The 14,404-nt window shown below is 58.4% G+C and carries 14 protein-coding genes; 6 read left to right on the top strand and 8 right to left on the bottom strand.

Translation table 11 applies throughout. The features are described 5' to 3' along the window. Positions 1-1,849: 1,849 nt before the first annotated feature. The 4 genes from BHD06_RS21395 to BHD06_RS21380 form a co-directional block, all read right to left on the bottom strand. Complete coding sequence (locus BHD06_RS21395) at positions 1,850-2,515, bottom strand: amino acid ABC transporter permease (protein WP_080458982.1); 666 nt, start codon at positions 2,513-2,515, stop codon at positions 1,850-1,852. Beyond that, a complete protein-coding gene (locus BHD06_RS21390; protein ID WP_080458981.1) occupies positions 2,512-3,249 on the bottom strand; it encodes an amino acid ABC transporter ATP-binding protein in 738 nt (245 codons plus the stop codon). Before BHD06_RS21390 ends, BHD06_RS21395 begins: the two co-directional genes overlap by 4 nt. Then, on the bottom strand, positions 3,249-3,920 hold the full coding sequence (locus BHD06_RS21385) for an amino acid ABC transporter permease (protein WP_176214449.1): 672 nt from the start codon (positions 3,918-3,920) through the stop codon (positions 3,249-3,251). Before BHD06_RS21385 ends, BHD06_RS21390 begins: the two co-directional genes overlap by 1 nt. Positions 3,921-3,991: 71 nt before the next feature. Continuing rightward, positions 3,992-4,816 carry an ABC transporter substrate-binding protein gene (locus BHD06_RS21380; RefSeq protein WP_080458979.1) on the bottom strand — a complete coding sequence of 275 codons (825 nt, stop codon included), beginning with the start codon at positions 4,814-4,816 and terminating at the stop codon, positions 3,992-3,994. A gap of 91 nt (positions 4,817-4,907) precedes the next feature. On the opposite strand from BHD06_RS21380, the gene BHD06_RS21375 reads away from it, so the two are divergent. After that, on the top strand, positions 4,908-5,126 hold the full coding sequence (locus BHD06_RS21375; protein WP_217805711.1) for an MlrC C-terminal domain-containing protein: 219 nt from the start codon (positions 4,908-4,910) through the stop codon (positions 5,124-5,126). Continuing rightward, positions 5,116-5,385 carry a hypothetical protein gene (locus tag BHD06_RS21370; protein ID WP_080458977.1) on the top strand — a complete coding sequence of 90 codons (270 nt, stop codon included), beginning with the start codon at positions 5,116-5,118 and terminating at the stop codon, positions 5,383-5,385. Before BHD06_RS21375 ends, BHD06_RS21370 begins: the two co-directional genes overlap by 11 nt. Positions 5,386-5,773: 388 nt before the next feature. Here BHD06_RS21370 and BHD06_RS21365 read toward each other — a convergent pair whose 3' ends face one another. Further along, entirely contained in the window at positions 5,774-7,618 is a 1,845-nt protein-coding gene (locus tag BHD06_RS21365) for a tetratricopeptide repeat-containing sulfotransferase family protein (RefSeq protein WP_176214448.1), read from the bottom strand. A 352-nt stretch (positions 7,619-7,970) separates the two neighbouring features. Between BHD06_RS21365 and BHD06_RS21360 the strand changes: the two genes are divergently transcribed. Both BHD06_RS21360 and BHD06_RS21355 read left to right on the top strand, forming a co-directional pair. Further along, positions 7,971-8,609: a phage tail protein gene (locus tag BHD06_RS21360; RefSeq protein WP_080458975.1), complete on the top strand. Its 639-nt coding sequence runs from the start codon at positions 7,971-7,973 to the stop codon at positions 8,607-8,609. A 76-nt stretch (positions 8,610-8,685) separates the two neighbouring features. Then, positions 8,686-9,714 carry a Hint domain-containing protein gene (locus BHD06_RS21355; protein WP_254892556.1) on the top strand — a complete coding sequence of 343 codons (1,029 nt, stop codon included), beginning with the start codon at positions 8,686-8,688 and terminating at the stop codon, positions 9,712-9,714. A gap of 113 nt (positions 9,715-9,827) precedes the next feature. On the opposite strand, the gene BHD06_RS23930 is transcribed toward BHD06_RS21355, so the two are convergent. Both BHD06_RS23930 and BHD06_RS21345 read right to left on the bottom strand, forming a co-directional pair. Further along, on the bottom strand, positions 9,828-10,052 hold the full coding sequence (locus BHD06_RS23930; RefSeq protein ID WP_176214447.1) for a hypothetical protein: 225 nt from the start codon (positions 10,050-10,052) through the stop codon (positions 9,828-9,830). Between the two features lie 162 nt (positions 10,053-10,214). Continuing rightward, positions 10,215-10,880: a D-Ala-D-Ala carboxypeptidase family metallohydrolase gene (locus BHD06_RS21345; RefSeq protein WP_080458973.1), complete on the bottom strand. Its 666-nt coding sequence runs from the start codon at positions 10,878-10,880 to the stop codon at positions 10,215-10,217. Between the two features lie 235 nt (positions 10,881-11,115). Here BHD06_RS21345 and BHD06_RS21340 point away from each other — a divergent pair, with 235 nt between their 5' ends. After that, on the top strand, positions 11,116-12,402 hold the full coding sequence (locus tag BHD06_RS21340; RefSeq protein ID WP_080458972.1) for a tyrosine-type recombinase/integrase: 1,287 nt from the start codon (positions 11,116-11,118) through the stop codon (positions 12,400-12,402). Between the two features lie 111 nt (positions 12,403-12,513). Continuing rightward, positions 12,514-13,845, top strand: a complete 1,332-nt coding sequence (locus tag BHD06_RS21335; protein ID WP_080458971.1) for a hypothetical protein — start codon at positions 12,514-12,516, stop codon at positions 13,843-13,845. A gap of 418 nt (positions 13,846-14,263) precedes the next feature. Here the strand turns inward: BHD06_RS21335 and BHD06_RS21330 are convergent. After that, on the bottom strand, positions 14,264-14,404 hold a 141-nt coding region (locus BHD06_RS21330; RefSeq protein ID WP_139784833.1), incomplete at its 5' end, for a transposase domain-containing protein.

The following is a 14,404-nucleotide window of genomic DNA, read 5'->3' as shown; positions in this document are numbered from 1 at the left end:
ACGGATGCCGCGCCGGGATGCGCGCCTCCAGATCCACATAGCTGAACAGCGAACCGCTCGTCTCGTCCGTCCCGCGCATCATCACCCCCGCCATTGCCGTGACGAGGATGAATCATGTTCCCAACCAGCTGTCGAGGTGGGACTATTTCAGCAGCCTGTTAGGTGCCGAACCTGCCTTGCCCTCCTCCGGTGGGCAATCCGGACACGATGATCTTTTCCATCCGGCGCTGGCGAATGTTGCGATCCCCAAATAGTCGACGCTTGAACATATAGTGGACGTCCGGCACTTGATTGGTGCCAAAGCACTTCCGCGCACGTTTCTCGCAACCGCCCGATTGGTGCCGCCTGTCGCCGCCGTAAGCTAAGACATGTGCATAACGACGTCTTTACTGACGTGTCTTATGGGGTGAAGCCATGCAGGGCGAGGTGCTGGGCGTTGAGCGACGTCGAAGTTGGAGCGAAGAAGAGTAGCTGGATATCTTTTCGGAGGTGGGCGTGTTTGGAGCCTCGGTGACACAGGTCGCGCAGGGCCAAGAGATCACGCGCTCCCTGATCTACGGCTGGCGGCGTGACTTAAAGAAGAAAGCTCTATGGTCGCCGGTTCGCGGTAAGGTCTTCTTGCCGGTTGATTTTGTCGCGCTCGCGGAGCCGTTGAGCTCGGCTGCATCGCCGCGGTCGCCCAAAGGTTGCGCTCCGCCTGAGCAATGGCCGCTGTCTAAGGTTTGATAACAGCATTGACGGAGATGCGCTGACACGGCTGAACCTTATTCCGCTCTTGGCGGGAAGTTTCCGACCGTTCGCTCCGCTACACATTGGCCCTACGGATCAGTAAATCTTATAAGAATCAAATATTTGCTTCAATCTCCGGCAAACGGACGGGGCATCACCGTGGCGAATCGGACATTTTTCGCCGGAAGTACGGTGCAGCGGTTCGCACGAATGGCACCGACCACGAAAACAGGACATCTTTCCGGGGTGATCTGCACCAGAACGGCAACCCAGAGTCTTGTGGCGCTCGCTCTGAGCGTTTCGACCGTAGCCTCGGAGCCGCTGCCCTGCCAGGGCCGGTATAAGGCGATATCGGGCGATGTGATCATGTCATCGGCCGGCATGGTCCAGATCGATCCGCGCAATCGCAACGAAGGCACGGTCGATCTGATCTATGACGGCTGCAACCGGATCGTCTTGGAAGCTCAGGGGCAGCGCATGCCCATCGTTCGGTCGGCCACGTCCGGCTGGAGCGGCACCCTGTCGGGTGGCGGGGCCAAGCGCATCTACAAGTTCAACGCCCTGACGCCGCGCCATATTGACAGCTGGATGGATGCTTTCGGCGGCGGCATGATGGTGCAGCGCGGCATGAAGCTGACGCTCGTGAAAGCGACCGAACATCAGCCCGTGGAATGCATATTCGACGGCGACCGCCATGATTTCTCGCGCGAGAATTCGGCTGCGCGTTCGTTTCTGGCGGCGCGTGGGCTGACCCCGCCATCGACCGATTTCACACTGAGCGATTATTTTCGGGCCAGCCAGTTAGCAACCGACTTCATCGACGAGACCCGAAACACCAGCTCCCTGCATCTGCGCTTTCTTCTTGGGAGTGGCGACGTGATCCTGCCCGCCACACGCGCCGCCACGCGGTTTCGCGAAATCAGCCGCGCCGAGGAGGGCACGCTCGATCCGCCGCGCCGGATGCTCGACTTCACGATATTCGAGTTGAAGAACCCTGCGGGCGTCGAGGTGTTCGCACAGATCGTCGATATCGAGACCGGGAAAATCCTCGCCAAGCGCCGGTCCGAGGCCCCGGGGTGGCGATGCCGCCCTCGCGGCTGCCCTTCCCCGCGTGGACAGATCAGCGGTTCACGCCAGGAATGGACGTGCGCCGTTCGAGAACATGCAAAAGCTGTGCGACGATGCCCGTCAACACGACATAGACAATGGCCACCAACAGGAAGACCTCGAAGAAATGAAAGGTCTTGTACCCGATCTGCTCGGCCTTGGATGTCATTTCGCTGACCCCGATGGCATAGGCGATCGAGGTGTATTTCAACTCCAGGATCGCCTCGTTGGACCATTGCGGAATGACCCGGCGCAGGGCTTGCGGCAACAGCACGTTGCGCAGCGCCTGAAGGCGGGTCATCCCGATGGCGCGCGCGGCAACCATCTGCCCTTGCGGGATGGATCGTACAGCCCCCCGGAAATATTCGGCCTGATAGGCCGCCGAATTCAAACCAATGGCAATCACGGCTGCTGTGAACGGGTCCAGAACGATGCCAATCTCGGGCAGGCCGAAATAGATAAAGAACATCTGCACCAGCATCGGCGTGCCTCGAAACACTTCGACATAGGTTGTCGCCAATGCATATGTGATACGCCCTCCGTACAAGCGCCCCGTTGCCAGCAAAAGACCAAGCCCCGCACCGATGACGATGGCCAGAACCCACATGCCAAGCGTGATCGGCAGGGCCGACAGGATCGTCGGCAAATGTTCGGTGGCAAAGGCGATGAAATCACTCACGAGATCTGGCCCTCTTCCGCGATCACGTTCAGGAATTCGCGGGTGCGGTCCTGCCTGGGGGCGCCGATGATCTGCTCTGGCGGGCCTTCTTCGATCACATGGCCGCCCTCCATGAAGATGATGGCATCGGCGGCCCGGCGGGCAAAGCCGATCTCGTGGCTGACCACCAGCATCGTGATCCCGTCAGAGGCCAGCTTCTGCATGACTGTGACCACCTCGCCCGTCAGTTCCGGGTCAAGCGCCGAGGTCGGCTCGTCGAACAGGATAACCTCGGGCTTCATCGCAAGGGCGCGGGCAATCGACACCCGCTGTTGTTGCCCACCAGATAGTTGCGCGGGATAGGACGCGGCATGGGTCTGCATGCCGACGCGTTCCAATTCCTGCATGGCCAGTTCCCGCGCCTCGGCCCGCTTCATGCCCTTCAGGCGCATCGGCCCCATCGCGACGTTATCCAATGCGCTAAGGTGCAGGAACAGGTTGAAATCCTGGAACACGAAGGCCACCTTCTGGCGCATCTCGTTGATATTGGCATCGCATATCAACTCACCGTCCAGAAACACCTCGCCCGAGGTCGGCGGACTCAGACGGTTGATACAGCGCAGCAAGGTGGATTTTCCGGTCCCCGACGGGCCCATGATAACCTTGGTCTCACCGCGCGCCAGCGTCAGGGAGACACCTTTAAGCACCTCGATCTCACCGTATTTCTTGTGAATATCCTTGACGTCGAGCAGCATCAGTCACTCTCCCTCCGTTCGAGTCCGGGAATTTCCAGCGCCCTTTCGGCGCGATACAACACACGGTTGCCCAGCCAATTGACCACAAAATACATCAGTGCAACGACGGCAAAGACGATCAGGATATTGCCCTGTGTGCTGGAAATGATGTACCGGCCCTGCCGCGTCAATTCGACCACGCCGATCACATAGGCCAGCGACGTCGCCTTGAGTTCACTGGAAAATTCATTCGACCAGGGCCCCGGCACCTGCCGCAGTGCCTGCGGCAGCACCACGTAGCGTACCGCCTGCACACCCGACATGCCAATGGCGCGGGCCGCCGCGATCTGTCCCTTGGGCACCGCCTGTATGACCCCGCGAAAGATCTGCGACTGATAGGCGGTCGAACGCAAGCCAAGTGCCAGAACCGCCGCCGGGAAAGGCTCGATCGGGTACCAGTTCCCGACGCCATAGAAACACATCAGGATCAGCACCAGCTCGGGTATCCCGCGAAACACGCGCTCAAAGGCCATGCCGGAGGCACGCAACGTCCAGTGCCCGTAAACCTCGGCCAGTGCCAGAAGCAGGCCAAAGACAAACCCGATGGCCAGCAGGCACACCAACAGTTGAATAGCGACCCACAGCCCATCCAGAAGATAGGGAATGTGATTGATGATGATTTCAACGATCATATGCCCACCCATCCGTGAAACCGCCGGGCCACGCCACCGCGCAGCCCGGCACAATCATCGCACGGCGGCGATTACTCGGAATAACCCGGGATCGGCTCCTGATAGGAATCCACGTAACCCGGCATCGCCGTCGGGATCGCACGGATCGAGGCCTGCGGCGAATATTCGTGAACGATCTCTTCCCACTGGCCGCTGGCATAGATGTTGAGGATGCCGCGGTTCAGGCTGGCCAGCAACTCGTTGGGGTCTCCCTTCTGCACGGCCAGGGCCTGCGGCTGGTTCTGCTGGATGGTACCGACGATGGTCACCGGGCGGCCGTTCGAAATGAATTCCTCGGCCGTATCGGTCGAGGTGACCACGGCATCGGTGCGCCCGGTCAGCATGTCCTCGATGGCCACGACGTAATCCTCGTACCCGCGCAGCGTCACGTCCACGCCATCGCGATTGACAAGGTTTTCCTCGAGCCACTGATATTGCGTGGCCCCGCCCTGCGCGCCGATGGTCGCCCCACAGCACAGAACGTCGATCATGTTCTTGCCCGAGTCCGAGGCGACAAGAATTTCGTCGTCGTTTTCCCACCACGGGATCGAGAAATCCAGAACCTCGGCGCGCTCCGGCGTCACGTTCAACCCGGTCACCAGAAGGTCGATCCGCCCCTGCGCCAGTGCAGGCACCAAAGATGGCCACGGCATATCGCGAAATTCGACATCCAAACCCTGATCTTCGGCAATCGCGCGCATCGCGTCGATGGCGATCCCCTTGAATTCACCCTCTTCCACATAGGCCCAGGGCGGGAACGAGGCTTCGACCCCGGCAACATAAGTATCCTGCGCTTGTGCGACACTGGTCGAAACAAGGCCAGCCGTTACGGCGGCAATCAAGTAACGAGGCAACATGGCTATTCTCCCTGCTAATTTTTAAGTATGCAGGGAACCAACCATGCCCATGCCGATAGTTCAACCGAAATGTCCCAACCGAAATTTGGACATGAACATCTTTCGTGCGCTGGGGATCGAGCCGCTCCAAAAACGTGTGATCGCGTTGAAATCCATGCAACACTTTCGCGCCGCATACGCTCCCGTTGCAGGGCGCATCGCACTGGTGGATGGCGCGGGACTTGCAAGCCCATCTCTTGACCGGCTGCAATTTGCGCGCATTCCACGTCCTTCGACAAAAGGCCGACGCCAAAGCATGGATGAAGCGTAAGGAACGGGAACTCAATCAGCCCGACGGACTTGCGACCGCCATCAAGAAGAAGACGGCCAAGACGCTGGGCGAGGTCATTCAAGCTTATATCGAGAGCCAGAATGGTCAAATTGGGAAGTCTAAGCTTCAGAACCTGAGTGCGACATGCCGGTTCGAAATCGCCCACGAGAACGCCGAGACGCTCGCCTGTGGGCTTTGCCACCTCAGGGGCGGGTCATGTTCAAATGATCAAACCGGGTCAGTTTTGAATGCACATTGACACTCGTGGCACTGTGAAGCCGCTTGCGTTTGGGCTTCTGATTTCCTTGAACCGTGCGCGCCGCAGACCTTTAAAACCGACCGTTTCGTCAAGGTTCAAGGTCGCGCCGCCCCCTGCGAGGTCGGTGGAGATTCAGGTACTTGGCCGCTCTGAACGCCCCGGTCTGCACGGCTCAGATCAAATTTGAGGTGATTGAACCTGCCATGCTCGGCGGCCTTTTCCTCGCGGAGATTCCAGCCCACCAACCGCTGCCGCTGCCACACGCATCGACCTTGCAGGGCGTGTTCTCATCAAGACGACGCGCGCGCCCACAGGATGTGAACGGATGGCCGCGCAGCCGTCTTGTGGCTATGAAACGTACCCCGGCTTAACTGTGCGCGGAACAGGCCTATTTCACCCCGGAAAACGCCAGATCCTCATCCGAGAGATAGTCCGACAGCGGCGCTGCCAGCCCTTTCAGATTGGTGCCGTAATTCTTCCACCGGGCTACGGATCGGGTGTAGATCGGTTCGCGGACCTGCGCCAGAGATGCGGTATTCACCTGCCGCGACGAAGATTTGTAATTCAGAACTTCCTCGTCCCAGTCCAGACCGATCCAATCCAGCAAGCCGCGCATCTGGCCCTCGGCATCGGCGGTCACGTCCTCGTAATTCACCACGCGCACCCGGTCGGGGATCACCTCGCTCCAGTATTTCACCATATTGTCGAATTCGCGATAGACCCGCGCCAGATTGTCGAAATCGGTGCTGAACGGCTGGTTTTGGCCGAAATGCTGCATGTAGTTGGACAGCAGGCAATCCAGCGGATGACGCCGCATAAGGATGATCTTGGCCCGTGGCAGCGCCAGTGAAATCATTCCGGCATAGAGGTAATTCGACGGCATCTTGTCCGACACATATTCCGATTTGATACCTTCGGCGCGGACCCCGTCCATATAGGCCTCGCCCAGTTGGGTGAAATCGTCCGGCCCGATCTCGTCCTCGGGGCGCTCTTCCTGCAATGCTTCGCGCAGGTGGCCCCCCTGATGCATCGCCGCAGGCATCGCCCGCAGTTCACCACCAGCCGTGACCTTGGGATGGCGCGAAAACATCTGATCCATCAAGGTCGTGCCCGACCTCGGCATGCCGCTGATGAAGATCGGTGCCAGGTCTTTCACCCCGGCCCCGCCGCAGCGTTTCAGCAGCGCCGTGCTGGCAAATTCGCGCAGCCGCTCGGCCCGCGCGACATAGGCTTTCTCGTCAAACGGATGCAGTCCCTTGCTGATTTCGTTGGCCGCGTGAAAATGCCCGAACGCCCTGTCATAGTCGCCAAGATCATCAAACGCCTTCCCGGCGGCGAAATGCAGGCTCGCCTGCCCCTCTTCACCGAAGCTGTCGATCCGCTCCAGATACTTTTCGAGGATCTGCATCTCGGGGGCATCCGCCCTCGTCTTGCGCAGATGGATCAGCCGCGACAGCGCCTGCAAGCCGATCGGCGGGCGCCCGGCCACCGACAGCAGCGCCTCGGCGGCCTCGTCCATCTTGCCCGCCGAACCCAGGGCATTGCCCAGATGCAGGTAGGCCTCGCTCGCACCCGGCTCCAGCTCGATCGCGCGGCGGGCGTGATGCTCGGCGCTGTCGTGACGTTCATTGCGATAGAGCGCCGCCGACAGCTGAACATGCGCCCGCACGCTCAGCGGGTCGATGGACAGCGCCTTGTAGAGCACATCGACCGCCTTGCCATGCCGGTTGGTCTGGCTGTAGGCGACCCCCAGATTGGTATGCGCGTCGAGCAGATTGCCCTCCAACTCGATGGCCTTTTCCAGATGGCGCACGGCCTCGCCGTATTTTTTCTCCAGCACCAGGGCACCGCCGAGGTTGGAATGGGCCACGCCGAAATTCGGGGCCAGTTCCACGGCCTCTCGGAAATGCTCGATCGCCTCTTCCAGTCGATTGGACTGCGCCAGCAAAACCCCAAGGTCGGCATGCTGAAGCGGGTCTTCAGGTGCCTTGTCCAGCCCTGCCCGCATCAGCTTTTCGGCCTCCTCGCGCTGACCGGCCATCGCCAGGTTCAGCCCCTTGTAATGCAGCAAACGCGGCATCGGTCCACGCTCTTCGATCAGCCCGTCCAGAAGCCTGTTGGCCTCGTCCAGCCGCCCCGCGCTCTGATGCCGGGCAATGCGGTCCAACACCTCTTGCGTGGCGTCCTTGCCGTTGCTGCGTTGCGCGGCCGTCTGTGCCTGACCATCCGTCACCGAAATCTCCGTTCTTGAATTGCCCGTGTCGACAGGCTGCCGGACCGGGTCCGCTTCGTCACGTTTCCCCGTCACGCTATCCCGCATCCCGTCTTCTTCACAAGCACCAAGCGCGTGCGTGCGTGCGTTACATGATGACGGAATACCCGGCTCTTCGGCCACAAGAACTTTTCCTTCGCGGTCACAAATTTTCCTTTTCAATCACGATTTCGTGTGTCATTCTACGTGTTATACGTGTGTAGTTCGTTTTCGCGCCCGCGAGGCGCGTGTAATATTTATACTTTTAGTGTCGGTAATCTTGCGCGGATCGCGCCCATCGCGCCCAAAGAAACTTATTAATCAAGGACAAAGCATGTTGAAATCCACCACATTCCTCGCCGCCCTGACCGCAGCCACACTCAGCGTCACCCCCGACACCGCCAAGGCGCAGGACTTCTGGGTTGGCCAAATCGTTCTGGGCGGCTGGAACTTCTGCCCGCGCTCGACCATCCCGGCGGCGGGGCAATTGCTGGCGATTTCAAGCAACACCGCGCTGTTTTCGCTCTATGGCACGACCTATGGCGGCGACGGGCGCACCACCTTCGGCATCCCTGACCTGCGTGGCCGCTACGCCACCAACAACGGCCAGCAACCGGGGCTGAGCCTCGTCCGCTTGGGTGAAAAGGGCGGTGCCGAGCGCCATACCATGAACGTCACGGAAATGCCGAGCCACAACCACGCGATCCAGAGCACCGCCACGGCGCAACTGCACGGCTCGGACGGCGCGGTAAACTCGAACACGGTCGCTGGCGCGGCGCTCGCTGACCAGCCGTCGCCGCATTACGCCGGGCGCGGCGCGCTCGACCAGACGCTGGAGGATGGCAGCGTGTCCGTGAACGTGACCTCGACAGCAGGCAACACCGGCGGCAATCAGTCCTTCAACATCAAGGATCCGTTTCTTGGGCTGCAATACTGCGTCGTGCAATTCGGGATCTTCCCGTCGCGAAACTGAATGACACATCAAGGCGACCGATCCGCATGGCGCGGCGGTCGCATCATAGATATAAAGAAACAGCGGAGCTGAAACCATGCCAGTCACAAATGCCACATTTGATTTTCGGGGCACTGACATCGCCACGGATACCTCCATTGCGGCGGGTGGTGTCCAAAATGGCACCCTGACCGAGCAGGGGATAACGTTCAGCTTTTCTTCAAATGCCGGCCTTGCCAATTTCAGTAGCACAGCCTTTGGCCTGTCCGTTTCTAGCGGCACCGCGATACTGACCATCAATGACACACCGAGCGAGGAGTTTTTCTCGGATCTTGTGTTCAATTTCGGCAGCAGCCCTGGAGGCAGCCCGACCTTCGTCGGTACGAACTCGATCGTGCTCAGCCAGACAAAGACGGCCAACGGCGCGCCGATGGCCACGGCGATCACGGCGGTGATCCCCGATTCGCAGATTGTGGCCAACGGAGTGGCGACGGCACCAGCGGGACAGTGGAACTCGATTCAGTTCAACAGCCCCAATGGTTTCATGATCCTCGACAGCATCACCGCCACGGTGAACTGTTTCCTGTCCGGCACCGCCATCGCCACCGAGACAGGCGCGCGCGCGGTCGAGACGCTGAAACCGGGCGATCTGCTGCGCACCGCCGACGGGCGGCTGGAAGCGGTTGTTTGGCTGGGCGAGATGGAGATCGACACCCGCCTGATGCATCCCGCCAAGGTCAACCCGATCTGCATCACCGCAGGTGCCCTCGGCAATGGCCTGCCCGAGCGCGACCTGCACCTCAGCGCCGACCACGCGGTTGAGATTGACGGCGTGCTCTACAACGCGGGCGCGCTGGTCAATGGCGCGACAATCTATCGGGTCGCGAAAATGCCGATGGACGGCTTCACCTATTACCACATCGAGACGCAAGGGCACGAGCTGCTGCTGGCCGAGGGCGTGGCGGCCGAAAGCTTCATCGACTACGTCGGCCGCGACAGTTTCGAGAACGGCGACGAGGCCGAGGTCCGCGCCATCCCCGAGATGGACCTGCCCCGCGTCTCCTCGGCTCGCCTCGTGCCGGATCACATCCGCGCATGCCTGGCACCGGATGCCGTCGCGGCCTAGCCAATTCCGGACGATATCAGACGGTGACCGCGTAAGCGAACCCGGGTTCGCTTGCGCGGCCCGGGCATCGCTGGCTCTGCCTGCGCCGCGAACGCCCTGTACGGCGTTTGACGCTACCGTCTCCGCTCGACGAAGGGATCCTCGAGAAGCGTGGTCGACTCGGCCTGCCCGTCTGTGGTGTCGTTCAGGACAAACGGGTCGCTGACATCCGACGCGACCTGAACCTCGATGTTATGCTGCGAATCTTCATTGATCGTCTTGCGGCTAGAGTCGAGTTCCAGCGTGGCGTGGAAGAGGCCTGAGAGCCGCAGCCTCCAGCATCGTTCGCTGAACTTCATTGGCTTTCTCCCTGGTTTCAAGGCGTTCCGCCAGGCGACCGACCCGCTCGCCGGAACGGCGCAGGGCCAGCAGGAATAGAAGGATTGCGAAGGCTGTGACGCCGTAGCGGAGCGCTGCGCGTGCCCATGCCGATCCGGCGAGCGCAGCGAGGAGGCCGCCGATCATCGCCGTGCCCGCTTCCAGTCGTCGAACCGAGCATAGATCGTGACCGCGATACCGCCGAGCGCGACGGCGATGAACACCCAGCGGAGCGTGTCGAGATACGGCACGAGCGGCAGGATAGCGGTCTGGGTCTCTGCCAGGACGCCTTGCGCCACCTCGACCCCGGCTGCGCCCAACGTTGCCACGCCAGCCGCGCCACTGCCCTTCATGGTGCGGCTATCGGCCAGCACTTCGCGCGCTGGTGGAGTTTCTTCGGCGAATGCAGTCGCGCGGACTGGGAAGCGCTCGCCCCATTGGCGCGTGGGGCCGAGATCGACATGCATGAACCCCGAGCGCGGATAAAGTCCAAACCCGAGGAAACCAACCGCACGTGCCGCCGTCTCGAACGCCGCCGGATCGTGGTTCGTCATGGCGATGTCGAAGGCCGCACCGTCCATGTGCTTCGACCGCGTTGCGCCGCCGACGGAGCGGTTGTGTTCGGAACTGCGATAGGCAGAACGGACGATCAGCGGCTTGCCCAGCCGGTCGCGCAACGCCTGCAGTTTGTCCAGCGCAGGCTCATTGACGAGCAATTTACCCGTTCCGCGACAGGCGATCTCTGCGGGGCTGAAATTCGGCCATGCAGCAGCGACTGACCTGCGATGAGGTCCGTTCCCGTCAAGCATATCTCCGCGCGATCATTGACGAGATCGAGATAGGCGACAAAGAGATCCGAATAAGAGGCCGGAAAGACCACCTGAAGCACGCCGTTGGCGCGCAGAAGAAGTTACCTTCTGGAGTGCCCACTTTTGTTCGTAAATGGCGGAGAGAGAGGGATACTATGACCTGGCGTTAATTTCCCTTATAATCAACAAATCAAGGGTTTAAAGAGCCAAACGTGTGTGGTTATCGTGTGTGGTAATGGCTCAGAAAAATCCCCCATATCTTCAAAAGAGACGGCGTGGTTGGTATGCCGTCTTGGAAATCCCGAAACCGCTCAGACGCAAATTTGGCGACAAAGCACGCTTCGTCCAAAGCCTTAAAACCGACAGTTTGTCGGAGGCTGAGCGCATCAAGTGGTCGCTGATCGGCGAGTGGAAAGCGCAGATTGAAGAGGCGCGGACAGGCAAGCAGGCACGTCGAATGGAACCCTTTGAGTTGGCAGAAAAGCTAACCAAGGGACAGGAATACGACGACCCATTTACACGCGAGGTTCGCCAAGGGGAAATCTCTGACACCGCATGGGAATTGCATGAGAAAGACCCCAAACAGGCTGACGCATTTATCAAACTAGTTGATGGCGAAAGTGTCCTTACCTCAAAGTACATAGACGATTGGCTCGCCAGCGCAAAGAATGAACAAAAGACCATCGATATGAAACGATCTGATGTTCGTCGCCTTGCTGAGAAATTCGAGTATACCCATGAGATCGACCAAAGGGCGATCAAGCGCTGGGTTCACGACCTTCAGCACGGTGAGCAAGGGCTTGCAGCCAATACCCTTAGCCGGATCATGTCAGCATGTCGTGGATACTGGAATTATCTCAATGATGCCGGGCTAATTCTTCGCAATGATGAACCCTTCAAGGACGTTGTTAGAAAGCCTTCAAAGCGCAGCAAGTCGAGTTATGAGGATGAACGCCTACCGTTCAAAGAGACCGATCTAAAAGCGCTGATTGAGGCCGCCGATAAAAAGGGGGATGTTATGCTGCGTGATTTGATTGTGATCGCTATGTGGACGGGGTGCCGAATTGAAGAGATCGGGATGCTCAGGTTGCCCGATATAAGTCATGAAAGCTTGGATGTCACAGGGGCGAAATCAAAAGCAGGGAACAGACAAATCCCGATACATATGCAACTTCAACCAGTAATCTCCCGCTTGTCGAAGGAAAGCAGCGATGGATTTTTGCTGTCAGGTTTAGGCCCGAACAAATATGGCAACCGTTCTAACGCTATTGGAAAAAGGTTTGGCAGGCTCAAAAAGGCTCTAGGGTATGACAGTCGATATGTCTTTCACAGCATCCGAAAAACCGTCGCAACAGAACTAGAGAACTTAGGCGTACCGGAAAACGTCGCAGCCGATATTTTGGGTCACGACAAACCGACCATGACATATGGAACGTATTCGGGCGGGGCGTCATTTGCAGTAAAGCGAGATGCTATTGAACGGCTCCGTTTCCCCAAGATCGTTGCGCTAGGTATCGCCTGATCGCTAACCCTCAAAGGAAGCGGAACGCAAACGGCCTTACTAGGAGAGAGAACCCGTCTTTCTCTCGCTGGCGACCGACCCAGCGCAAGCAGACTCTAGTAAGGAAAACCCATGACAATCCGAAAAGACGTACCCAAGGACATCCTTGATGCAGCCGAAATGGCTGATTTTCTTAGAGCGACCGATACGGAGAATGCACGGCAATTCGTGCAAGCCATGGTCGAACAAACACTCGAACACGAAGCGGCATATCATCCCCGAAAACGCAAGCGCCGACAGAATGATCAGCAATCCTTCGAGAAAGCTGTTGCCGCCTACGCAGGGGACCTTATGCATCACAATGCCAATCAAGCAGCCGATGGTTTCATGTATCGCCCTTGTGATCGTGAAGTGCTTTCCGAGACCCTGGTCTCAGGCCGTCATTATGAGCAACTGAATCAGTTCTGGTCCGAGATGAACTTGATCGAGTTAACTGGATATTTTCAGGCCAGGACGGAAATGGAGCGCCCGACAGATGATGTATATCTTTCACGAGCCCGTAGGATGAGAGCTAAGCGGACGCTCTTGGATATGGCGGCTGAATTTGAGCTATATCCCGATACGATCCGAGAGCATTTCCCAAAGCAATCTGGTCTAATCCGACCCGTGACCGTCAGGGATGAATTTCACCTGCAAAACGGACGAAGGAAACCGTCTCGAAACATAAAAATCCGTGGGGCTGAGTATGACAGGCAAGTTGATCTGATGCGCGAGCTCAATCAAGCCTATGCACATCACGCCTTCAATCTGGCGGATCAGCCAAGTCTCTATCGGCTGTTCAATCGGGGGAATTTTGCTGATTTCAGTTTCGACAAAGGAGGGCGGTTATACTGCGCGTCAGACGATAACTGGCAAAGCATGGACTCGGAGACTCGAAAAGAGATTGAAATCGACGGAAAGCCAACCGTTGAGCTAGATGTCAGGGCGAGCCATTTGGCGATCCTTTATGGCCTTCACGGAAAATCCTTAGATACCCAGGCCGATCCCTATGACATTGACGGTATCGAACGAGAGGTTGTGAAGCTCGTATTCACCGCTTGGACTGGCTCCGGAAAACCACCTGCTAAATGGCCCAAGAAAGAGGCTGAAAAATACGCCCAGCGCCATGGCCGGAAACTCAGCGACATTTACAAGCTCAAGGATGTGGTTGCCGCGCTCAGAAATCGTCATCCAGTCCTGGACAAGATCAAATGGGGTGCTTTGGACTGGTCCAAGCTCCAATTTGTCGAGTCGGAATTCTTCCTGTCAGCGATGCTGGAGCTTTCCAGGTGCTTTGAGGTCCCGGCACTGCCGGTTCATGACAGCCTGATTGTCCGAGAGCGAGATGCTGACTTGGTCGAAGATATTCTGGGCCAATCATACCAGAGAAGATTGGGTTTCAGGCCGATCATCAAAGCCGCCTGATCTCGGCAATCAGAGATCGATGAAGTCGCGCTCATTCCCGGAAATGCCTTTAGGCCAATAGGGGATAGCCTAATGGTATCTGCTTCTATGGGGATATCCCATCTGGGAAGTATCCTTGGTCTCCAATGACATCCGTGAAGGTTCTAAGGCATTACCATGAAACGTAAGGTTTCAGCCCTGGTAACAGGCCCCATAATGCCTGGACCTTATGGTGGTATCCTATGGTGGTATCCTATGGGTAGAGACGCCTATAGGCATCACTGAAACTGGGTGATCCCTAAGTTCCCAATGACATCCTAGACGGGTTCTAGGGCATTACCATGAAACGTAAGCCTTTGAGCCCTTGCTAATTGCCCAGGGCCCAGTGCGATCCCCCCTCCCCAATCAACCAACGTCACCGCCTCTTTGATACCGCAGCTTACGCGGCTTGAGTGTCCGTCACGGATGGCAGTGGCACCCAATTCCACGGCAGCAACTCATTTAGCTTGTTGATCTTGTGATCATGGATGCGGTCGAGCACGTCGGCGAGATAGGCCAGCGGATCGAGGCCGTTGAGCTT

This window comes from Roseovarius sp. A-2 (assembly GCF_002072155.1).
Classification (GTDB): Bacteria; Pseudomonadota; Alphaproteobacteria; order Rhodobacterales; family Rhodobacteraceae; genus Roseovarius.
This window is presented reverse-complemented; position numbering and strand designations above follow the sequence as displayed.

What these genes read in the sequence shown, in the direction of transcription:
- BHD06_RS21345 (WP_080458973.1), bottom strand. Translation starts at nt 10,880, where the DNA reads ATGCTTGACGGGAACGGACCTCATCGCAGGTCAGTCGCTGCTGCATGG.
- BHD06_RS21380 (WP_080458979.1), bottom strand. Translation starts at nt 4,816, where the DNA reads ATGTTGCCTCGTTACTTGATTGCCGCCGTAACGGCTGGCCTTGTTTCG.
- BHD06_RS21370 (WP_080458977.1), top strand. Translation starts at nt 5,116, where the DNA reads ATGAAGCGTAAGGAACGGGAACTCAATCAGCCCGACGGACTTGCGACC.
- BHD06_RS23930 (WP_176214447.1), bottom strand. Translation starts at nt 10,052, where the DNA reads ATGAAGTTCAGCGAACGATGCTGGAGGCTGCGGCTCTCAGGCCTCTTC.
- BHD06_RS21390 (WP_080458981.1), bottom strand. Translation starts at nt 3,249, where the DNA reads ATGCTGCTCGACGTCAAGGATATTCACAAGAAATACGGTGAGATCGAG.
- BHD06_RS21385 (WP_176214449.1), bottom strand. Translation starts at nt 3,920, where the DNA reads ATGATCGTTGAAATCATCATCAATCACATTCCCTATCTTCTGGATGGG.
- BHD06_RS21360 (WP_080458975.1), top strand. Translation starts at nt 7,971, where the DNA reads ATGTTGAAATCCACCACATTCCTCGCCGCCCTGACCGCAGCCACACTC.
- BHD06_RS21340 (WP_080458972.1), top strand. Translation starts at nt 11,116, where the DNA reads ATGGCTCAGAAAAATCCCCCATATCTTCAAAAGAGACGGCGTGGTTGG.
- BHD06_RS21335 (WP_080458971.1), top strand. Translation starts at nt 12,514, where the DNA reads ATGACAATCCGAAAAGACGTACCCAAGGACATCCTTGATGCAGCCGAA.
- BHD06_RS21375 (WP_217805711.1), top strand. Translation starts at nt 4,908, where the DNA reads ATGAACATCTTTCGTGCGCTGGGGATCGAGCCGCTCCAAAAACGTGTG.
- BHD06_RS21355 (WP_254892556.1), top strand. Translation starts at nt 8,686, where the DNA reads ATGCCAGTCACAAATGCCACATTTGATTTTCGGGGCACTGACATCGCC.